The organism is Pontibacter pudoricolor (assembly GCF_010092985.1).
In the GTDB taxonomy this organism is placed as follows: domain Bacteria; phylum Bacteroidota; class Bacteroidia; order Cytophagales; family Hymenobacteraceae; genus Pontibacter; species Pontibacter pudoricolor.
Genome location: NZ_CP048106.1, coordinates 3,496,542 through 3,516,666 on the forward strand (window position 1 = coordinate 3,496,542; position 20,125 = coordinate 3,516,666).

Annotated in this window: 17 protein-coding genes; 9 read left to right on the forward strand and 8 right to left on the reverse strand. The window is 45.7% G+C overall.

All coding sequences use genetic code 11. The features are described from left to right. Positions 1-33 precede the first annotated feature (33 nt). On the forward strand, positions 34-849 hold the full coding sequence (locus GSQ66_RS15155) for an alpha/beta fold hydrolase (protein ID WP_162428234.1): 816 nt from the start codon (positions 34-36) through the stop codon (positions 847-849). 280 nt (positions 850-1,129) lie between these two features. Here the strand turns inward: GSQ66_RS15155 and GSQ66_RS15160 are convergent, their stop codons facing one another. Further along, on the reverse strand, positions 1,130-1,783 hold the full coding sequence (locus GSQ66_RS15160; RefSeq protein ID WP_162428235.1) for a septal ring lytic transglycosylase RlpA family protein: 654 nt from the start codon (positions 1,781-1,783) through the stop codon (positions 1,130-1,132). Positions 1,784-2,071: 288 nt separating this feature from the next. Between GSQ66_RS15160 and GSQ66_RS15165 the strand changes: the two genes are divergently transcribed. After that, positions 2,072-2,980 (forward strand): DUF72 domain-containing protein, encoded by a 909-nt coding sequence (locus GSQ66_RS15165; protein WP_162428236.1) that lies wholly within the window; start codon positions 2,072-2,074, stop codon positions 2,978-2,980. Positions 2,981-3,687: 707 nt separating this feature from the next. On the opposite strand, the gene GSQ66_RS15170 is transcribed toward GSQ66_RS15165, so the two are convergent. The 4 genes from GSQ66_RS15170 to GSQ66_RS15185 all read right to left on the reverse strand — a co-directional run bounded on the left by GSQ66_RS15170 (position 3,688) and on the right by GSQ66_RS15185 (position 10,129). Next, positions 3,688-5,778 carry an insulinase family protein gene (locus GSQ66_RS15170; RefSeq protein WP_162428237.1) on the reverse strand — a complete coding sequence of 697 codons (2,091 nt, stop codon included), beginning with the start codon at positions 5,776-5,778 and terminating at the stop codon, positions 3,688-3,690. A 103-nt stretch (positions 5,779-5,881) separates the two neighbouring features. Then, the gene (locus GSQ66_RS15175; RefSeq protein WP_162428238.1) at positions 5,882-7,219 is read right to left on the reverse strand and encodes a M16 family metallopeptidase; all 1,338 of its coding nucleotides are present in this window, start codon (positions 7,217-7,219) and stop codon (positions 5,882-5,884) included. 274 nt (positions 7,220-7,493) lie between these two features. Further along, positions 7,494-8,885, reverse strand: a complete 1,392-nt coding sequence (locus GSQ66_RS15180) for an SGNH/GDSL hydrolase family protein (protein ID WP_162428239.1) — start codon at positions 8,883-8,885, stop codon at positions 7,494-7,496. A gap of 17 nt (positions 8,886-8,902) precedes the next feature. Continuing rightward, positions 8,903-10,129: an OmpP1/FadL family transporter gene (locus GSQ66_RS15185; RefSeq protein WP_162428240.1), complete on the reverse strand. Its 1,227-nt coding sequence runs from the start codon at positions 10,127-10,129 to the stop codon at positions 8,903-8,905. Positions 10,130-10,206: 77 nt separating this feature from the next. Between GSQ66_RS15185 and GSQ66_RS15190 the strand changes: the two genes are divergently transcribed. Then, complete coding sequence (locus GSQ66_RS15190) at positions 10,207-10,410, forward strand: hypothetical protein (RefSeq protein ID WP_162428241.1); 204 nt, start codon at positions 10,207-10,209, stop codon at positions 10,408-10,410. Positions 10,411-10,437: 27 nt separating this feature from the next. Continuing rightward, on the forward strand, positions 10,438-11,331 hold the full coding sequence (locus GSQ66_RS15195) for an NAD(P)/FAD-dependent oxidoreductase (RefSeq protein WP_238395716.1): 894 nt from the start codon (positions 10,438-10,440) through the stop codon (positions 11,329-11,331). Between the two features lie 953 nt (positions 11,332-12,284). Here the strand turns inward: GSQ66_RS15195 and GSQ66_RS15200 are convergent. After that, on the reverse strand, positions 12,285-13,127 hold the full coding sequence (locus tag GSQ66_RS15200; RefSeq protein ID WP_162428242.1) for a cyanophycinase: 843 nt from the start codon (positions 13,125-13,127) through the stop codon (positions 12,285-12,287). Between the two features lie 626 nt (positions 13,128-13,753). On the opposite strand from GSQ66_RS15200, the gene GSQ66_RS15205 reads away from it, so the two are divergent. Both GSQ66_RS15205 and GSQ66_RS15210 read left to right on the forward strand, forming a co-directional pair. Further along, positions 13,754-13,909 carry a hypothetical protein gene (locus tag GSQ66_RS15205; RefSeq protein ID WP_162428243.1) on the forward strand — a complete coding sequence of 52 codons (156 nt, stop codon included), beginning with the start codon at positions 13,754-13,756 and terminating at the stop codon, positions 13,907-13,909. Between the two features lie 64 nt (positions 13,910-13,973). Next, on the forward strand, positions 13,974-14,138 hold the full coding sequence (locus tag GSQ66_RS15210; protein WP_162428244.1) for a hypothetical protein: 165 nt from the start codon (positions 13,974-13,976) through the stop codon (positions 14,136-14,138). A gap of 484 nt (positions 14,139-14,622) precedes the next feature. Here GSQ66_RS15210 and GSQ66_RS15215 read toward each other — a convergent pair whose 3' ends face one another. Beyond that, the gene (locus tag GSQ66_RS15215) at positions 14,623-15,198 is read right to left on the reverse strand and encodes a hypothetical protein (protein WP_162428245.1); all 576 of its coding nucleotides are present in this window, start codon (positions 15,196-15,198) and stop codon (positions 14,623-14,625) included. 378 nt (positions 15,199-15,576) lie between these two features. On the opposite strand from GSQ66_RS15215, the gene GSQ66_RS15220 reads away from it, so the two are divergent. Next, positions 15,577-17,520, forward strand: coding sequence for a S9 family peptidase (locus GSQ66_RS15220; protein WP_162428246.1), 1,944 nt, complete (start codon positions 15,577-15,579; stop codon positions 17,518-17,520). A gap of 239 nt (positions 17,521-17,759) precedes the next feature. Here the strand turns inward: GSQ66_RS15220 and arfB are convergent, their stop codons facing one another. Then, positions 17,760-18,173 (reverse strand): alternative ribosome rescue aminoacyl-tRNA hydrolase ArfB, encoded by a 414-nt coding sequence (arfB, locus tag GSQ66_RS15225; protein ID WP_162428247.1) that lies wholly within the window; start codon positions 18,171-18,173, stop codon positions 17,760-17,762. A gap of 100 nt (positions 18,174-18,273) precedes the next feature. Here arfB and GSQ66_RS15230 point away from each other — a divergent pair, with 100 nt between their 5' ends. After that, positions 18,274-18,651 (forward strand): sensory rhodopsin transducer, encoded by a 378-nt coding sequence (locus GSQ66_RS15230; protein WP_162428248.1) that lies wholly within the window; start codon positions 18,274-18,276, stop codon positions 18,649-18,651. Positions 18,652-18,954: 303 nt separating this feature from the next. Continuing rightward, positions 18,955-20,034, forward strand: coding sequence for a site-2 protease family protein (locus GSQ66_RS15235; RefSeq protein ID WP_162428249.1), 1,080 nt, complete (start codon positions 18,955-18,957; stop codon positions 20,032-20,034). Positions 20,035-20,125: the final 91 nt, after the last annotated feature.

A 20,125-nucleotide genomic window follows, 5' to 3' on the forward strand; every position in this document is an offset into this window, starting at 1 on the left:
TGCCCTCATCAACCCAACTATAAACGACACACCATGAAACACCTGTTACCCGACGGACTAAGTTTATACTATGAGTTACATGGCGCTGAAGATGCAACACAGGCACTTGTTTTCCTGAATGGCTTGTCGCAATCTACGGCAGCGTGGGGTGGCGTAATAAAAGCACTTGGCGAGAAATATAAACTGGTACTGATCGATCTGTTGTTCCAGGGGCAAAGCGATGCAGCACCTGCACACCGCAGTTTTGAAGCACACGCGGCTGATGTAGCAAATCTGTTACAATCATTGAATTTGCCTGAGACAGTTATAGTTGGCATCTCTTATGGTGGAGCTGTTGCACAACGTTTCCTGGTAAATTACCCGGAGCTGGCGCAGGCTGGCGTGCTGCTTTCTACCTTCCCGTATAAAGATGCTTATTTTGATGCCATTGGCTATAGTTGGAAACAAGCTTTATTGGCAGGCGGCTACCCACTGATGCTGGATGTGATGCTTCCTTTGGTGCTGGGTCGCAGCTACTTCCTGAACCCGATCATCACGATTGATGCCCTTAAAAACAGCAAAGCTACCCAAAGCCCGAGCGTAGACAACCTGATAAAACTGGTGCGCGCCACTGAGGAAAGTGGTAATTACCTGCAGGAGCTTAAGAAAGTGCAGGTGCCTGTACTGGTTGTGCACGGCGAAGAAGACATGCTTTGTACCCCGGAGATGGGCCGCGCTATTACAGAGTCACTTCCAAATGCAGAGCTCGAAATTATACCGGCAGTTGGCCATACGTTGAACCTGGAGTGCATTCCTGTGCTGATTCAGCTACTTGATACCTTTGCTGCCAAGCTGAGGCTGGAGGTTTAGTTGCACACGATACAGCTGTCAAGTCGCACTGAGCTTTGCCCTGTTAGCAGGCGCCAAACTAGCTACTGAAAGAGGCTACTTATAAACTATAGTTGCCCAGCAAGAAAGCTGATGAAGCGGATTAAGCAACTATAAAGCTTGCGGTTGTTTGTAGAAACAATGACCTTCCAAAACAATAGTTACAACAATAACGAAAGCTTAGCTTCAAACTATAATTCTATAAAACAAAAAGAGCGAAGCCGCTAAGCTCCGCTCTTTTTTAATGTTATTAGTAAAGCCATTACAACTTAGCTACTACGCCTTCCAGCCCTTCATCTTTCAGGAGCTCGTTGAACGCTTCAGCATGTTGCTTATCTTCAAAACGGCCTATTTTAAGCTTGTGTATCTTTTTACCCTGAACTTTCTCTTCCATTAACTCCACGGTCAGGTATTTGTCAAACGCTTTCAAGCGCTCGGTTTGCTGCAGCGCTAGCTCCTCCGAACTATAGGTGCCTTTCTGGATAGAATATATTTCCGGCTCAACGGGTGCAGCAGCTGCTACAGTCTTTCCGTCTATCTCAATTACTTCAACTTTTACGTTAGCTATACCACGGCTGTGTATATCCAGTTTACGGGCGGCTACTTCAGAAACATCTATAATGCGGTTACCTACAAATGGGCCACGGTCGTTAATGCGAAGAACTACTGATTCGTTGTTGGCGAGGTTGGTTACTTTTACCTTAGTGCCGAAAGGAAGTGTTTTGTGTGCTGCGGTCATGTCGTTCTTGTTGTAACGTTCGCCGCTGCTGGTTTTTCTGCCGTGGTATTTACTTCCGTACCAGGAGGCAGGTCCCGTTTCGGTTTGCGTGATGTCTTGTGCTATAGTTACCTGGCCGATGCCAATGAATAGAAAAATGATTACTGTTAAGAGGATGCACTTTCTATTATATATCATAGTTTAAATTGTTGGTGAAACAGCAAATTTACGAATAATTTTTTAAACGAAGGCTTTTAGCGCAATATTGCCCTCTGGATGTAGGGGGATACAGGATATGATACAAAGTTGCTATAAGGGCTATAATGCGAAAAGTGCATTTTATGCAAGTATAGGCTTATTTTAATGGAGCTATCGAAAAGAAAGTGCAATAAAAAACTTTATGAAAATATTTTCATAATGGTATAAATTCATACGTCCGTACAATTTTCTGCGCAAAAGCGTATAGAATAGCAAATAACGTTAAGAATGGATTTCGGGAAACTACAGAACATAGATCACGTTGATTTTACACTGCCGACAGATCATCCTGATACACAGCCTTTACTGATCAGGAATAAACAGGACGAGAAGCCGGAAGTGTATATTGGCCTGCCGGTATGGGTTAATAAAGCGTGGGCAGGAAATATTTACCCGGCAACTATGCGCGAGAAAGATTCGCTGTTGTGGTATGCCCGGCAGTTTAACACCATAGAGCTTAACAGTACCCACTACCACATACCCGGGGATACAACCATAGAGCGTTGGCGAAACTCGGTGCCACGTGGTTTTAAATTCTGCCCTAAGTTTCCGCAGCTCATAAACCACGAAAGCGCCCTGCAAAATACCCACAGCATGACAGCTGCCTTCTGTGAGGCTATTGCCGGATTGGAAGATAACCTGGGAAGCTCCTTTCTGCAGTTGCCACCATACTTTAGCCCAAGCCAGCTACCCGACCTGGAGGCGTTTGTAAAGTTTATCCCTGAATCAATACCTGTTGCCGTAGAGCTCCGCCACCCCGATTGGTTTACAGATAACGTCGCCTCGCTGGAGCTTTTTGAAGTACTGGAGAAATACAGGATTGGAACTGTTTTGACAGACGTAGCCGGTCGCCGCGATGTGCTGCACATGCGCTTAACTACTCCATCTGCTATGATACGGTTTGTTGGCAACGGCTTACACCCAACAGACTATAGCCGGATCGATGCCTGGGTGCAGCGCCTGAAACTATGGTTCGAAAACGGTCTGCAGCAGCTCTACTTTTTCGTGCACGAGCCCGACAACACGTTAGCCCCTGACCTTGCCATTTACCTGATAGGGCAACTGAATAAAGTATGTGGCTTTGATCTGAAAGTGCCGAAGAAGTTTGTGCAGCCTGTGCAAGGGGAGTTGTTTTGAGTGGATGAGGTACCTGTTATAGTTTGATTTATAGTTCTTTAGTTTCAGTGGTCCAACCACCCCCAACCCCTCAGAGCTACGCTCGCTACCTTCGAACTCACTTCTCGGTAGTCCAAGGCGGGGAGTTTTTCTGTAGATGCTATAGTTAAGTTATTGTTCTATAGTTACAAATCAGGATCAGGACAGGTTTACCTGGCCCCACGAAACTACGTCCACGATCAAGCCATGCAACTATAGTTTCTAAAGTAAACTATTATTTAGCTATCGAATTGATCGCAGTCTTTGGGTTAAGCGCCTTGTAGATTTCTGGTACCGAAGGAATTGTGAGATACGAACAAAAGAAATGTACACCGCGCGATGCCCTTATCGAGGGCCCCTAACCCCAAGACGGGGCCTCCCGGCCGTGAGGGCACCAAAGCTGGAAATGAAACGATATGTTTACGGAGCTCCCAGGAATAAAGAATATTTGAAAAGAAGGCTTGATTCTTAGAGTAGAGTTTCAAACTATAGAACCCAGATTTCTCACTGTGGTCGAAATGACAAAAGTAAAAGGGTAATTATAGCTTATACACTGGCAGGAGCTGCGCACACTGCTAGGCCTTCAGATATCCTGTAAATCCTTGAATCCTGAAAATCCTGATTCAGACATAAAAAAGCGGCTGCCCTATTGAGGGCAGCCGCTTTTGCTATAGTTAGGAAACTGATTTTTAAATCTTGAACGTATCGTCGCTGATGCCTTTGTTTACTTCAACGCTCTGTACTTCAGCTTTAATTACCTGCGGACCAACAGAAGTTTCTACAGTGTGCGGGAATTTAATACCGCTTACTTCCTTATAGTTGCTGTAGTTTTTAGTCTGGGTAAGTACACCTTGTGGCGACTGAAGGCTTTTCACATCTTTCAGTAACAGGCCAGTGTTCTTATCAAAGTAATGTAAAGTTTTCTGGCCGTTTGCGGTTGTAGCTTCTACTACATACGCCTGCTTGCCATCTACATCTTCCATGCCGGTTACTTTGGTTTTAACACCAAGTTTGTCGTAACGAGACTGCGCGAACATATCCGATTCCAGTTTCTGGGTAGCAAGTTCTTCACTCGTCATGTCTTTGTTAACGCCTTGCATCGGGGCTTCCATTTTACCTTTGTCGCCGTTAATAACTACACGCTGAAGTGGACTGTTATTCATGCTTACCAGTGCTACAAACTTATCAGTGCCTTTCTGCTGCTGTGTAATTACAAGCGGCATGCCCTGTATAGTTGCGTTGCTGGTTACAGTAATATCTTTTACCTTATCAATGTTCGCTTTGCCACCAATTGCTTTGATATAGTTAGCCAGCACTTTTTCGGCAGTTACATCAGCAGGAACAGCGGTTGCAGCAGCACTACGATCTACTTTTTCGCCGGCGGTGTTGTAGTAAGCTATCTGGCCATCTTCCAGGTCAAATTTCTTCAGTTTAGAGGCTATATCACCTGCATTGCCAACCGCTACAATGTATAACTGGTCAGGAGTTACATATTTCTGAGCTACACGCTGGATATCTTCTGCCGTAACAGCTTCTACTTTTTTCAGGTAGCTGGCATAGTAATCGGCTGGCAGGTTATAACGTGCGATGTTGATCGCGTAAACAGCTACAGTAGCAGGGTTCTCTAAACCACGGGCAAAGTTACCGGTCATGTACGCTTTCGCATAGTTCAGTTCGTCGTTGGTTACACGCTCGCTACGTATCTTGGTAAGTTCTTTCATGAACTCAACTGTAGCACTATCAGTAACAGCATTACGCACGTTAGCCGATGCGTTAAAGCGGCCCAGGATCTCATCAGAAGAAAGTGACGAGTAAGCACCGTAGGTATAACCTTTGTCTTCGCGCAGGTTCAGGAATAAACGGGCAGAGCTGCCACCACCAAGGATTGTGTTCATCAGCTGAGCAGCAACGGCATCAGGAGCACCTGGCTTCAGGTCGGCTGGGTTAACGAACGAAAGGACGCTTTGTACTGCACTTGGGCGATCAACTATAACAACCTGCGTTTTAGCCGGAGCTGCCGGTAAAGCAAATGTTTTAGCTGGCACGTTGCCTTTCTTCCAATTTTTCAGCGACTTGTTCAGTAGCTTTTTCGCCTCTTTCGGAGTGATGTCGCCAACTACAGCCAGGTAACCGATGTTTGGTTTGAAATAAGTGCTATAGTAGTTCTGAACATCGGCAAGCGTAATGCTTTCTACTGTTTTCTCGGTCATTACCTCGCCGTACGGGTGGTCTTTGCCATAAAGCAGCATGTTGCGCATTTTGCTGGCAATTGCATCCGGGTTATCTTTTTCAGATGCCAGGTTGGCTATCATCTGCTTTTTAACCTTGTCAAGCTCTTCCTGGGTAAACTTAGGGTTCAGCAGGGCATCAGAAGTAAGATTTAATAACGTAGGCAGGTGCTTCTTAAGCGATGAAGCGTTAAAGCCTGTAGAGCTGAACGACAGGTTAGCACCAATAAAGTCTACCTGCTCATCAAACTGATCTTTGGTACGGCTAGCAGTTCCGGTACGCATCATCTGGCCGGCAGCCGATACATAACCAGCTTTGTCTCCTTCCAGGATCGGGTCTCTGTCTAATACTAAAGACATAGATACAACCGGCTGCTTGTGGTTTTCTACCACATAAACTTTAAGGCCGTTTTTGAGCGTGATCTGCTCGTACTTGCCCAACTCAATTTTAGGAGCCGGGCCCGCAGCAGGCGGAGACTGCTTTGTCTGTGCCGGAGCAACAGAAACCAGCGCCAGAGCTAACGCCAGTGTGGTATATAGTTTCTTTATCATGAGTGATATATCTCTTTTTATACTTGACGGAAGGCTATTAGGCTAAGGAGTTGCTGAAGTATGATTCTGGCGTCCTGTAGCATCATAACCTTTGTCTAATTAATTACTGTTTAGGCTGAGCTGACTTTGGCAGGTAGTGCAATACTACACGGTTGTCTTTGGTCAGGTACTCTTTCGCCACACGCTGAATATCTTCTTTTGTAACTTTCATGTAGCGGTCTATCTCTGTGTTGATCAGGTTCGCATCTTTATAGTATACATGGTAGTTGGCAAGGTTTTCGGCGCGCCCGGCTACAGTGCTGTTCTGCTGCACAAACTGGCTCTCGATCTGGTTGCGTAGTTTCTGGAACTCTTTGTCTTCAAGTGGCTCTGTTTTAACACGCTCAATCTCCACATTCATGGCATCTTCCAGTGCCTGCGCATCTGTGCCAACACTGGCAATAGCATACGTCAGGAACAGGCCCGGATCTTCGGTAGGGAACGGCACAGACAGGGCTGCAACGGCTTTCTGCTGCTTATCAACCAATGCTTTAGGTAAACGCGCACTCTCGCCACCAGATAATAAGGTAGTCAGCATAGATAAGGCATAATGGTCAGGTGTGCCCTGCGCCGGAATGTGGTATGCCTGGATAACTGCCGGAAGCTGAATGTTGTCATAAACAATTTTACGACGCTCTTCTGTCTGCTTCGGCTCTTTTATAGTTGGGCGAGGTATTGCTTTTGTGCCTTTCGGGATGCTGCCAAAATACTGCTCGATCATTTTCTTGGTATCGTCGATGTTGATATCGCCGGCTATAGAAAGTGTTGCGTTGTTAGGCACGTAGAAAGTCTTATAGAAATCACGGAACTCCTCGATCTTAGCGCTATTTAAATCCTCGAACGTACCGATCGGGGTGATCTTGTAAGGGTGCTCTTTGTAAGCTAAACCGAATGTGTTTTCCAGTATAGTTCCGTAAGGCTGGTTGTCAACGCGCATGCGTTTTTCTTCCTGCACTACTTTGCGCTGGGTTTCTACGCCTGTTTCATCCACTTTAGCGCCTTTCATACGCTCCGCTTCCATCCATAAACCTAACGCAACCTGGTTAGACGGCAGCAATTCGTAATAATATGTTCTGTCGAAAGAGGTGTTAGCGTTAAGTGAACCACCTGCAGCCTGCACCATGCTCATGTACTGGCCACGATCGATGTTCTCGGTGCCTTCAAACATCAGGTGTTCAAAGAAGTGGGCAAAACCTGTACGGCCTTTTACTTCGTTTTTAGAACCTACATGGTATAGTACCGAAACTGCTACGTTTGGTGTAGAGTTATCCTTATGCAGGATCACATGTAGCCCGTTCGGGAGGGTGTATTCTGTGAACTCGATCTTGTTGCCCTGGGTTTGCGCCAGTGCAGCTGCACCGGTTACACACCACAAAAGGCAGGCGATAATTTTACGTTTCATATATTATTAAGTGTAAAATGATACTGTTTGATGTGAAAGAGAACGATAGATAAGTTACTTCTTCACCGTTTAAATTTAACCTAAAAACTGTCAGCATCCCAGCATGCAAGGGCTTTCCTGTGTTACGATTCTGCGAACCCATAGCACTTGCTGACGAATCCGCCTGATAACTCGACGAACTATAACCATAGATTTGCCCTGTTGCAGAAAGCATTGGCATAAAAAAAGCGCCCCCGGTTAAGGCGGCGCTTTTATAGTTTATAAGCTGATGTACTTACGGGAATACAACTGTGCTGTACTGTGTTTCATCAACTTTTGGTACGCGGGCGTTATACTTAGCATTGATAGAACCAATAAACTCGTTAGCGGCCAGTGCGGCGCCACGTTGTGTAAAGTGGATCCCGTCTAAGCTGAAGACGTTACCAGTAACAAATGTACTGCTGTAAGTCACACCGTTAAGCGTAAAACCTCCTGATACTTTATTCAGGTATGCATTAAAGTCGGCGTGTGCTAAACCATTGTCATCAGCAATCTTTTTGATCGCAGCATTATAAGCATCTGTATGTTGCTTAATAATTGCCAGCTCAGCAGTAGAAAGCACATACTCATCTCCTAACGGAGACATAGAGCCTTTGCCCTGGCACTTCACGAGGTCTGAAGCTGAAAGAAGTACCAGCTCGCCTGCTGTCATCTTACGAGGCATGCCATCTTCTAACACTACAAAAGCATTAGCACCTGCAGTAAAAGTAATGTGCCCCATACCTTGCGCTGCATAACCAGCTGTTAGCTGTGCCGCCTGCTCAGCAGTAAGAACCAGCGCGTTGTAGGGTATCGTTGTAAAGTAAGGTATTTTAGATACTTCCGGAATGTTACCTAGAGCACCTTTTGCACCTTTTGCAGTAAGCTGTTGTACTAGTGCACCTATGTACTGACCAAAGGCAGTAGGGTTAGTAGGGTAATTTGGAGAAGGCTTTTCTGCTGTTGGAGCATCAGCGTTACCACCCGCCAGTGCATAACCTAACACATCGTTATTACCAATCCACAGGGTAAAGAATGTCGGATTCTGAGCAACGGCATCTGCTATTACGCTGGTTTCCGGAGAGGTTGCAAAGCGAACGAAGAATGGGTTAGCAGTACCAGTAGCCAAACCAGCCGGGCTACCATAGCCAGGAGCCAGTAAATGGAAAGACTTAGCACCTGGCACACCCATGTTATTATAAGGGCCTTGCTGTGTAGGGGCTGCACCTATGAAGGCTGCCGGATAGGCGGCTCTGGCTCCGGCTTCAACCGGGGCAAGTCCTACAACACCAGCACAGTCAGGCTGAACTTTTAAGATACGCTTTTGAGGCACTTCTGCTCCGGTAGCTGTAATTATCGGGCTACCTAAGCTAACACCGGCAGGCATTAAAGGCTGTCTGAAATCTGCACCGCCACCTACCTGTGCAAATTGCTGGGCAAGTATAGATGGATAAGAACTCTGCTGCCCTTCAAGGTATAAAGCTCCATCAGCAAAACCTGCTGTAAGCGAGTTGCCAAGTGCAACATATTTTGAAAAATCAGCCTCGCCCGCTGTTGGGTTCGGAGCATCGATCTCGGGATCGCAGCTCGTAAGTAGCACACCAGCAAAAAGTGCCAGCATACCAGATTTATAGATAAAATTCTTCATATCAGTTTTCAGGGAAATTAGAAGTTATAGTTAAGAGCAACGCCAGGTATGTAAGCTATAGACTTGTAAGTACCACCTATACCACCAGACAGGTTAGATGCATCTGTTCTCTCTTTTTTGTTGATGTAAAGGAAAGAAGCATCTATGCTGATGTTTTCGTTGATGGAGTAGCCTAAACCAAAAGAAAGACCACGTGAGTCAGAATCCGGTGTTTCTGGAGTAAGGTAGCCATCCTGTACAGGAGTTTCGTCTAAGTAAGCGCCGGCACGCAGTGCAAGCGACTCAGTTACGTTGTACTCAGCACCAATACGGTAAATAAATACATCTTCGTAGTTACGGGCGTTCTCTGTAAAGTTGCTGCCGTTCACATCTGCGCCATAGTCAAAACGCAGTTTTTCGTAAGCGCTCCAGCCAACGCGGCTGATATCAACTGCAAGCGTCAGTTTTTCGGTCGGGTTAAAACCAATACCCAGTGTTAAAGTAGATGGCAATGGCAGTTTAGCTTTAAAGCTTGTACCATTGGCCGGGAAACGTGACTGAACAGAAGCAGGAACATCAAATTCAGCTGTACCTTCTTCTACTTCCATATCCACCTGAGAGCGGTAGTTTAAACCTAGCGACAGTTTTTCAGTTGGTTTAAAGAAAACACCCAGGTTGTAGCCAAAGCCACTTGCGTCACCATCCAGTTCAGCTCTTCCTTCACCTTCGTTGCCTTCCAGCGGAATTGAACGCTTCAGGTTTACACCACCAGTTGAGTACACAAAACCAGCACCTATGCCTAACTTTTCAGTTACCTGGTAGCTAAGGGTTGGCTGCACAAAAATAGCCTTTAACGATAGTTCGTTTAAGCCGAAGCGGCCGTTCCACTCATTACCCCAGTTTACAGTGCTGCCAAATGGCGTGTATACACCTAAACCTGCTTTTAACTTATCTGTGATGCCGTAAACACCATACACCTGGAACGGCGTACCTGTAGGGTTATCGGCCATAATGGTGTTATTGGATTCCGGAGCCTGGTAAGCGATTTTAGAAATAATAGCACTGGCACCTATAGTTACGCCGTTACGTGCCTGCGCCATCGCGCCAGGGTTAAAGAAGATGCTGGAAGTTCCTGTAACCAGACCAGTACCTGTATGGCCCATACCAATCTGTCGCTGGCTGGCCAGGTTCACTTGGTATCCGCCGGCCATGGCCGTGCCCGTAAGCAGGGTGCTGCCCAGCAAGGCTAAGATTTTGCTTTTCATAAATGCGACTTTTAAATGTAGAGTGTTTTACGTCTAAACAAATATAGAAATATTTAATATGTAGCCTTAATGCGGGTATGGCTTTTTTTCAAATATTTTTTGATTTCAGTCGAAAAACGATTGAAAATGCTTTTAGTGAGGTTGTTATAACGGTTTTTATAGTTCGCAGCATCGCCGGGCAGGCGCGTGGGCAACTATACATAAACTGCAGCGCAGATGATCACAACTATAAATTTTACTCCTCAGCTACGACCCGATCCGGCATCTGTACGTTTACATAGTCTTAAATCTGGGATAGAAATGAATTTATGTACGATGTTATAGTTATTGGCGGCGGCCCTGCCGGACTTAATGCGGCTATGCTGCTGGGGCGCTCACGCCGGAAAGTGGTTGTATTTGATAGTGGTAAACCTCGTAACCGCTGGGCAAAACATATGAATGGTTTCCTGGGAAGCGATGGCATGAATCCGCGTGAGCTTATAAAGAGAGGAAGAGAAGAACTAAAGCGGTACGGTGTAGAGGTATTTGAAAAACTTATAGTTACGGCGACATACTCTAAAGGCGAATTTGTGTTGAATGACGATGAAGGAACCGTATATAAGTCTAAAAAGCTGTTGCTGGCTACCGGCCTGACAGATTATCTGCCTGAAATAGATGGTGTGGAAGAATACTATGGAAAAAGTGTGCACCACTGCCAGTATTGCGATGGCTGGGAAAGCCAGGACAAAGCTATTGCCGTATACGGCAAAGACCGGAACGGTATAGGGCAGTCCCTGGCCATGAAAACCTGGAGCCAGGATATTACACTTTTTACGGATGGTACCAACAAACTCACCAAAACAGACCTGGACCTGCTGGAGCGCAATGAAGTAAAGCTATGCATCGATAAAATAGCCCGCCTGGAGGGAGAAGAGGGCATGTTACAGCGCATTATACTGGCAAACGGGCAGGCAAGGCAGCAGCAGGCAATGTTCTTTTCTACGGGTAGTAAGCAGCATTGCGACCTGGGCGAACAGCTGGGATGCGAGTTTACCAGCAAAGGAGTTATCAAAACCCGCCGTCAGCAGCACTCTAACATACCCGGTTTGTTTGTGGCCGGTGATGCCGCCCGCGATATGCAACTTGTTATAGTTGCCGCCGCCGAAGGAGCCAGAGCTGGTGTCGCCATTAACATTGAACTCCAGAACGAGGAACGAAAGTAATTGCAACTATAGCTTTATTGTTATTCCAACCACAACTTGAATCAATAGGCTTAGTAGGATTGGCTAGGTAAGTGAAGGCCCAGCAGAATGCACAGCTTCCGCTAGCGTACAGGCTTAAGGTCTCTCTTTGTCATTCGGGGGATCTTATATGTCCTATAATTCCTCTTTTGTCATTTCGAACAAAGTGAGAAATCTGAGTGCTATAGTTTGCTACTCTACTAACTTGAACCAAGCCTTTTATTCTATAGCTGCTTCTAATCCTGGGAGCTTTACTTACCTATCGTTTCAATTTGGCTTTGGTGCCCTCACGGCCGGGAGGCCCCGTCTTCGGGTATCGCGCTGCTGCTTTCTTGCTACACTCGTTACCTCGTGTTGCCTGGCGGCACTGCAACAAAGCAAAGGCGCTCAACCCAAAGACTGTGATCAGTTCGATAGCTATAGTTCATATGACTTGAAAGCTATAGTTGCATTGCTTTATCGTGGTTATAGTTCCGTAGGGACAGGTCGCGACCTGTCCGCTCGACAGGCTGTAACTATAAAACCTACAAGTAAACTATAACTACAACAGAAAATCCCCTCTTGGGAGGGGCAGGGGTGGGTTAAAACCACAACTATAGAACTACAGCCTAAACTATAGCAACAGCTCGAAAGCTCCTTCCCCTGTTCTGGGGTAGGGGCCCTCTTTTAAAGGGGAAGGCTGGGAAGGGGTAAAACGCCAACTATAGAACTATAACCTAAACTATAGCAATGGTTTAACCTCCCTTCCCATAAGATCCTTTACAGGATGACAGATGGAGAAGTTGTTGCAAATGAGCTCCTGCCCTCTGCGTTAAGGGAAGAGATAAACTATACACATCCAGCCAAATCCATATTCACATATAAATTGAGACGGGAAATGGTAGAAAAGCATCTCATACTTTAGCAACTATAGTTAGGCAGGGTTATAGTTATTATTATGCTGTAAGCCTATTGCCGTTTAAGGTAGTCTGGTGCTCAACCGGCTGGAACAAATGGTCGCGCAGGCAATAGCGGTATCCTTCTGTAAGTAAATGCATTACCAGGTTTTCTACGGCTATTGGTTCGTTTTCTTCGGCTTTCCGAACGCGCGAGAATCTAACTTTGCTAGCATCAATTATAGTTACCACTCCCGGCCCGAAAACTTCTACCTGGTCACCTTCTTTAATAATGATACCTGTTTCTTCGCTCAGGCCGATGCCAATGTGGGTAGGGTCATGGGCAACAGCATGGGCTAAGCGGCCAAAACGGCCCCGCTCTGCAAAGTGTGTATCTATGTAAACATTATTAATAAAGCCGAAGCCTATAGTTGTTTTCATTTCACCTTTGATGAGCGAGTAATGACCATACCCATCGTATATCATCCTGTCAGACATAACGGCGGCTCCTGCGCTTGTACCTGATATGATAATGTCTTCCTCGCGGTAACGGCGGCTCATGATGTCGAGGAGCTTGCTGCCATTCAGAAACTTAGCTAAGCGCAGCTGGTCGCCACCCGTGAAAAATATCACATCTGCTTTCTCGATGCGCTCCAGGTTTGCAGGCTGGTCTGCTTCGTGCTCTTCGTCTATGCGCATAAAATTCACGCTACTGCAGCCCAGCTCTTCAAATGCTTCTTTATAGGCGTGTCCAGAATCAACGGCATCCAATGCCTTGGGTGTGGCAGTGGCAATAACTTCTATGTTAGAGTTGATGTCGCAGATCTCAGAGCGTATCAACCGGATAAGACCTTCATCATCGCCGCCCCCAAGAGCTATCAATTTTCCTTTAACCTGTTCCATATGTGCTTTCGCTAACTGTAATGTAAGTTATACTTTGTTTTGGCTGCCTTAGTTGATATGCAACCAGCTGCATTTCAGATAAAAATAACCCCGCTACCTGCCAGTGGCAACTATAGCTAACCGTAAACTCCTCATTTTAAGAGATGTGCCCCGCAACTGTTCTGTCCGGAAATAAAAAATTTGTTCGCTTATGAACAGAAAAGTGTACGCCACCGGACACTTTTACAAGCCTATATAGCTGATGTTTTATTGTAAATATCTGAAAATCAATGGTTTATGAGGTTTGGCATGCAAAGTGTAATATCCCAATCAGGAATAAAAAAAATTATAGATAGCCGAGCAACCTTTAGACCATGAGTACCATCTATTAGTTACAAAGCATCAGAAAGAAATGAATTTAAAACCAACTAACTACCTGAAATTATGAAAATTATCGCACTGCTTCTCGCATTACTACTGGGTCTCGGGCCAGCATGAAAAAAACTGCTGACGATCAGAAAGAGATCAGCTTCCAGAATGAGCTTAACCAGTACAAAACCTACCCTAACTTATTGCCTGTTGTTGAAGTGATAGGACACAAAAGCTAATCAGTAAAAAAATACCTAAAACCATTAAATTTAAAAACTATGAAAATTATCGTTCTTCTTTTAGCTCTTTTAATTGCTTTCGGATTTGCTGTAAAACAAGCGGTCGAAAATATCGAGGAGATGACCATTCAGCAGGAGATAAAGCAGCTGAACCAATACCCTAACTTACTGCCTGTTGTAGAGGTAACAGTATAACACCGGCTACACAGGTCGCGCCACCTGCCTACTATACCAAGCACCAACTATAACTACCCGTACTATGAAAGCCTTATTGCTTTTGCTGGCGCTACTCCTGTGCATCTACCTGGCCCGGATAAAAACACGAAGCGCCAGATCATTAATGTCACCACGCAACTACCCCGAAATGCTGGTTCACCCTTACCAGCATGCCACTAACCCGGTCCCGGCTGTTTTAACTGTATAGTTTCAGAAGGGGCTTTCACACACCCTCACCTTAATTTTTAATTTCATAGCTAATAATTTAAAGCCGCCAATGTTACGATATGCGTAAATGGCGGCTTTTTTTTGACACCTATCCAGTGTTTAAGCCTTAGAAAGCCAGTTTGTGAAAACTATAGGTCTGATTTTCTGATGTTACGGAGCATATACCAATTGCCTTTTTTGCCAGGTACGAATAGCTTACATTTGCAATGCAGGGCAATGTCTAAGGTGTTAGAGTGAAAACTTGCTCTGTGGAATATGCCTGCAGGCTATTTCTTAAGCTAGAGTGCAAGTAACCCGTTTACCAACTAATATTGTTGCGGTTATAAAAAGCAGTACGGCAAACGGCAGCCCCCTGCCATGCCTGAACAGATCCAATGCACAGAAAACAAACCCGCTGCAACAATGTAGCTTGCACTTGATTAAAAGGCTCGGTCCCCGCCGGGCCTTTTGCTTTTTAACTATAGTTACCGGTTTTCGCCTTTCAGAATATCGAAGATAGAGGGCTTTTTATCCTCGTCTTTATCGCGACGTTTTTTCTTGTCTTCTTTTTTGTCGCCATTGCCGAAAGGCCAGATCGGGTTCTTTTTCTTTTTTTCTTTCACGATTACATACCTGACCGATACACCCGAGGAAAGACCAACCCAATCTTCGTGGTTAATATGGAAGGCCGGTTTGATATCAGCAGAGAGCAGGAAAGGCAGGCCATTCACCTTATATTCAATTCCAAGAATAGCATCAGCACCGGTAAAAACGCCATGGTCTTTCAGATTGCCCACATGCGCACCGGCACCCAGGTAGTAGTTAAATCGTTCTCCCAGTAACGGGAAGTGCCATTCGTAAAGTGCAGTGCCGCTGTACTCGCGCTCGCCTAATGAGGCAATACCTTCTATAGTGCCACGGTCATGTACTTTCTGCTGAACAGAAATGCCAACCTTGTTACTTTCGAAGCGGGCACCGGCAGCTGTTCGGTATTTCTGGGCATGTGCCTGTATGCTTAGTGCTGAAAGGATGAGGACAAATAGTAATGCTTTAATTTTCATATCGGGTTCAGGTGTTAACTATATGGGCTTTACAAAAACCTTTCCCGATAACGATAAAAATATGCTTTAACCCTATCCTGATTTAAAAAACTTCACACAATTTAAAATTAAATAATAATTATTATAAAATACGTTAGACTTACAGGCCTATAGTTGGTGTTTTGCTAAAACTGCCGGCTATCTGAAACTGATATGTCAACAGCATAAATCCCTTGTTCATCGTTCACAGATTAAAAGTTACGGAGCAGTGTAAAAGCTGCTCCGTTTGCTTTTCCGGCAGCTGCTGTTACTTTGTGGGCTTGTAATCTATAGTTCGTTGATTTTATGCCTGGAATTCAGTAGTTTAACCAGTGATTTCGTTACTCTAAACTATAAAATATGAAAAAACATTTAAGCTGGGTGCCTGTGGCTTTTGCAGCAGCGGTGCTGTTTGCAGGGTGCCAAAGCACCACAACTCCCGAGAACCAAACAACTGAAACGGTGGCTAAGACCTACACTATCGAGCAGTTCATGAACACCATTGCCATCGGCGGCAGCGACTTTTCTCCTGATAATTCAAAAGTTCTTTATTCGAGTAACCAAACGGGGGTTTACAATGCCTTTGAAGTGCCTGTAACCGGTGGTGAGCCGCGCCAGCTCACCAGTTCAACAGACAATTCCATATTCGTGATCTCCTACTTTCCGAAAGACGAGCGCATTCTGTACTCCAGCGACAAAGGCGGCGATGAGATAACACACCTGTATATGCGCAACCCCGACGGCTCCTCAAAGGACCTGACCCCGGAGCCAAAGGCCAAGTCAACTTTTGCAGGCTGGAGCCACGACCAGAACAGCTTCTTTTTCCTGTCTAACAAGCGCGACGCGAGATACTTTGATCTCTATGAAATGGATGTGAAAACACTCACGCCAAAGCTGGTAATGCAGAATGAGCAGGGTTTTGACGTTGGTGCCATCTCAAGTGACAAAAAGTATATCGGGTTGATTAAAAGCATTAACACCAACAGCAGCGACATGTACCTGTATAACACAGAAACCAAGCAGCTGAAAAAATTAACCGATCATAAAGAGGACATTAAGTACGCACCGGAAACCTTTACACCGGACAATAAGCAACTATACTTCCTGACCGATGAAGGAGGAGAGTTTCAGCAACTGAAGAGCTATGATGTGGCCACCGGCAAAATCGCTGATGTAGAGAAAGCCGACTGGGATATTATGTACACTTATTTTTCGCGGGATGGAAAGTACAGGGTTACCGGCATTAATAACGATGCCCGCACCGAAGTAAAGGTTTATGAGGCTGCCACAGGCAAACAGGTGCAGTTACCGGACGTGCCGGCAGGCGATATAACGGGCATAAACTTTTCGGATGATGAGAACATGATGGCTTTTTACGTGAACAGCCCTACCTCCTCAAGCAACCTCTTCGTTCACGATTTCAGGAATGACAAGACTACCCAGCTTACCAACACCATGAACCCGGAAATAAACCCGGACGACCTGGTAAAAGCAGAGGTGATCAGATACAAGTCGTATGATGGGCTTGAGATTCCGGCCCTGCTGATGAAGCCTAAAAATGCCAGCGCCAGCAATAAAGTGCCTGCCGTACTCTGGATACATGGCGGCCCAGGCGGCCAGACCCGCCTGAACTATAACCCACTGATGCAATACCTCGTGAACCATGGCTACGCTGTACTGGCTGTAAACAACCGCGGCAGCTCGGGCTATGGCAAAACCTTTTTCGCAGCCGATGACCAGAAACATGGCGACGTGGACCTGAAAGATTGTGTAGAGGCAAAAGAATACCTGGCTAAGTCAGGTTACATTGCGGAAGATAAGATTGGCATTATGGGTGGTAGTTACGGGGGCTATATGGTACTGGCAGGTCTTGCTTTTACCCCTGATGAGTTTGCTGTCGGCGTGAACCTGTTTGGCGTGGCAAACTGGCTGCGTACGTTGCAAAGTATCCCTCCGTACTGGGAGTCGTTCAGGCTGGCACTGTATAAAGAGATGGGGAACCCTGAAACAGATTCGGCAGCGCTTTATAACAAGTCGCCGTTGTTTTTTGCAAACCAGATCAAAAAGCCACTGATGGTATTGCAGGGCGCCAACGACCCGCGCGTGTTAAAAGTAGAGTCGGATGAAATAGTAGCGGCGGTGAAGAAGAACAACGTGCCAGTAGAGTATGTGGTGTTTGAAGATGAAGGCCATGGCTTTGTGAAAAAGGAAAACCAGATAGAAGGCTACAGCGCTATCCTCACTTTTTTGGATACTTACCTGAAAGGAAAACCAACAGGCACTGGCTCCGGTACCTCAAACTAACTATAACTTTTTGTACAGATCAGGCGGCAACTGTAATTGTCGCCTGATCTGTTTTTATACTATAATTATCCGTCAGCTAACAAGGAACTTGCTAAAGGTTTATAGTTTCTGAAGTAGAAAACGAGCCACTGTTGGTGTTATCACCAACAAGCTAATTTGCTGGCTCTTTACACTTGCTGGTGAAAACAAACAGCAAGAGCGTAAACTATAGCCAGATAAAACACGAAACAGCTTCTGTATCAGATATCCCCCCGGTAGCCACGGTTGGCTTTTTTATCGGCCTGCTTCTTTTTGCTTTCCAGCCGTTTCTTTACCGATGCTTTTGTTGGCCTGGATGCTTTGCGTTTTTTCTGTTGGGTAAGTGCCTGTCGCAGCAATTCGTAAAAGCGCGAAATACAGAGCTCTTTGTTTTGTAACTGGCTGCGCTCTTCCTGGCAAACTACCTGCAAATAGCCGTCGTTGGTTATCCGGTTGGCAAGCTTTTCCTGTATTCGTGTCTTTTCTTCGTCGGTCAGTAATTCAGAGCTTTCCACATGGAACCTCAGCTCCACTTTGGTCGCTACTTTATTCACGTTCTGGCCGCCGGCACCTCCGCTTCTCGATGCCTGGAACTGTAATTCCCTTTCTAACTCTCTGTCCTTTATTCCTATCATAAACTATAAAGCATTGTATAACGCAGCCTGTACCAAACCATACTGTAAACTATAGCCGTAGTACCTATAAAACTACCACCGCAAACTATAAACTTATACTATGAAACAAGCAATCGGGCACAAAGTATGGGCCATCGCCGAAGGCTATATTCCGGCTTACAGCAACGGGCCGGAGCCACAGTTTACCAGTCACGAAACAGCCTGTATTTTAAATACCTCAGACCAGGACGCGCATGTAAAGATATGGATATACTTCAGCGATCGCGATCCGGTTGGCCCATACGAAGTAACAGTTCCGGCAAAACGCACCAAACACCTGCGCTTTAACGACCTGAAAGACCCGGCACCAGTGCCCCTTGATACGGACTATGCCAGCGTTTTTGAGTCGGATGTGCCGGTAGTGGTGCAGCATACCCGCTTAGACTCGCGGCAATCAGAAAACGCCCTGCTCAGCACGATGGCTTTTCCGGCGGGTTAAATTCTTAACAAACTTATAGCATATGGCGACTTGAGGTAAAAATGAAGTAATACTAGCTGCAGGACTTTTCAGGAGCTCAAAAGCAGGTTTGATTGTCTGTGACTGGATATAGTCCTTCCCAGCACAACATGGGTTACAAGGGAAAAGGATTACTATAAACTAAACCGCCCATGTGATTTCGCAAAATAGATTGGTTAATGCCGTTACCGCCGCACAGCCCTAAAAAGGCAAAGTCTAAAGGCTTACAAACAAAAGGCTGATCACTTCGTTATGGAATAAAGTATAGTTACGCTACCACATCTGATGAAATGGTCTCTAACACTGGGCAAAGTTGCTGGTATCAGGATTCTGGTACACTGGACTTTTGTGCTGTTACTGGGCTGGGTTGCTTTTACGGAAGCGCAGCGCGGCAGCGACCTGAACACCATTCTGCTGGCTATTGGCTTTGTGCTTTCGGTTTTTGCGTGCGTGGTGCTGCACGAACTGGGACATGCGCTCACGGCTAAAAAATACGGCATTAAAACCAGCATGATTACACTGCTGCCCATAGGCGGCGTTGCCAGCCTCGAAAGAATGCCCGAAAGCCCGAAACAGGAATTGTTGGTTGCCATAGCCGGCCCAGCCGTTAATGTGGCGATCGCAGTCGTACTATGGCTGGTATTGCCCGGCTTACAGGCCATTCCTTCCGATGAGTTTTTTCTGCGCATCACACCAGCTAATTTCTTCTACCTGCTGCTATTCGTAAATATAATGCTGGTGCTGTTCAATGCAATTCCGGCTTTCCCGATGGATGGCGGACGTGTGTTGCGCGCTTTGCTGGCTTTTAAACTGGGGCGTGTACGTGCCACCCAGATCGCGGCTAACCTTGGTCAGTTGCTGGCTATTGTGTTTGTTTTCTATGGCTTCTTCACAAATCCATTTCTTATCCTGATCGGCCTGTTTGTTTTCTTTGGCGCTTATACCGAAAACATGATGGTGCAGCACCTGGATTTTTTGCGTGGCCATAGTGTACGCGAAGGCATGATGACAAACTATGTTACCCTAACCCCGGACAACACCGTACGCGACGCACTGGAGAAATTGCTGATGGGCTCCGAGCACGAATTTATTGTAGAGAAGGACGGAAATGTAGTCGGTACGCTTACCAGGAGCCAGCTGATACAGGCTTTAAAAGAAAACAAAACCGATACGCCTGTAGCTGATATCATGACGCAGGAGTTTATTTCCTTTGATGTAAAAGATAAGTTGTCGGTGGCTTATACCGAACTGCAGAAATCCCGCTCACCGTTATATCCTGTTTTAGAGAACGGTCACCTGGCAGGGGTTATCAACACAGATAATATCAACGAGTTTATCATGATCAAATCAGCGCTGGTTAATTAATAACACCATAGTTATAGCTAGTGTTTCCTTCACTTTTGTCATTTCGACGAAAGGAGAAATCTATCTCAGATATAATCTGTAATGAATCTTT

Excerpts from the sequence above, each read along its gene's own strand:
- GSQ66_RS15205 (WP_162428243.1), top strand. The coding sequence starts at position 13,754 with ATGAAAATTATCGTTCTTCTTTTAGCTCTTTTAATTGCTTTCGGATTT.
- GSQ66_RS15180 (WP_162428239.1), bottom strand. The coding sequence starts at position 8,885 with ATGAAGAATTTTATCTATAAATCTGGTATGCTGGCACTTTTTGCTGGT.
- GSQ66_RS15185 (WP_162428240.1), bottom strand. The coding sequence starts at position 10,129 with ATGAAAAGCAAAATCTTAGCCTTGCTGGGCAGCACCCTGCTTACGGGC.
- GSQ66_RS15230 (WP_162428248.1), top strand. The coding sequence starts at position 18,274 with ATGAAACAAGCAATCGGGCACAAAGTATGGGCCATCGCCGAAGGCTAT.
- GSQ66_RS15220 (WP_162428246.1), top strand. The coding sequence starts at position 15,577 with ATGAAAAAACATTTAAGCTGGGTGCCTGTGGCTTTTGCAGCAGCGGTG.
- GSQ66_RS15235 (WP_162428249.1), top strand. The coding sequence starts at position 18,955 with ATGAAATGGTCTCTAACACTGGGCAAAGTTGCTGGTATCAGGATTCTG.
- GSQ66_RS15200 (WP_162428242.1), bottom strand. The coding sequence starts at position 13,127 with ATGGAACAGGTTAAAGGAAAATTGATAGCTCTTGGGGGCGGCGATGAT.
- GSQ66_RS15155 (WP_162428234.1), top strand. The coding sequence starts at position 34 with ATGAAACACCTGTTACCCGACGGACTAAGTTTATACTATGAGTTACAT.
- GSQ66_RS15210 (WP_162428244.1), top strand. The coding sequence starts at position 13,974 with ATGAAAGCCTTATTGCTTTTGCTGGCGCTACTCCTGTGCATCTACCTG.
- GSQ66_RS15175 (WP_162428238.1), bottom strand. The coding sequence starts at position 7,219 with ATGAAACGTAAAATTATCGCCTGCCTTTTGTGGTGTGTAACCGGTGCA.
- GSQ66_RS15215 (WP_162428245.1), bottom strand. The coding sequence starts at position 15,198 with ATGAAAATTAAAGCATTACTATTTGTCCTCATCCTTTCAGCACTAAGC.
- GSQ66_RS15170 (WP_162428237.1), bottom strand. The coding sequence starts at position 5,778 with ATGATAAAGAAACTATATACCACACTGGCGTTAGCTCTGGCGCTGGTT.
- GSQ66_RS15165 (WP_162428236.1), top strand. The coding sequence starts at position 2,072 with ATGGATTTCGGGAAACTACAGAACATAGATCACGTTGATTTTACACTG.
- arfB (WP_162428247.1), bottom strand. The coding sequence starts at position 18,173 with ATGATAGGAATAAAGGACAGAGAGTTAGAAAGGGAATTACAGTTCCAG.
- GSQ66_RS15195 (WP_238395716.1), top strand. The coding sequence starts at position 10,438 with ATGTACGATGTTATAGTTATTGGCGGCGGCCCTGCCGGACTTAATGCG.
- GSQ66_RS15190 (WP_162428241.1), top strand. The coding sequence starts at position 10,207 with ATGGCTTTTTTTCAAATATTTTTTGATTTCAGTCGAAAAACGATTGAA.
- GSQ66_RS15160 (WP_162428235.1), bottom strand. The coding sequence starts at position 1,783 with ATGATATATAATAGAAAGTGCATCCTCTTAACAGTAATCATTTTTCTA.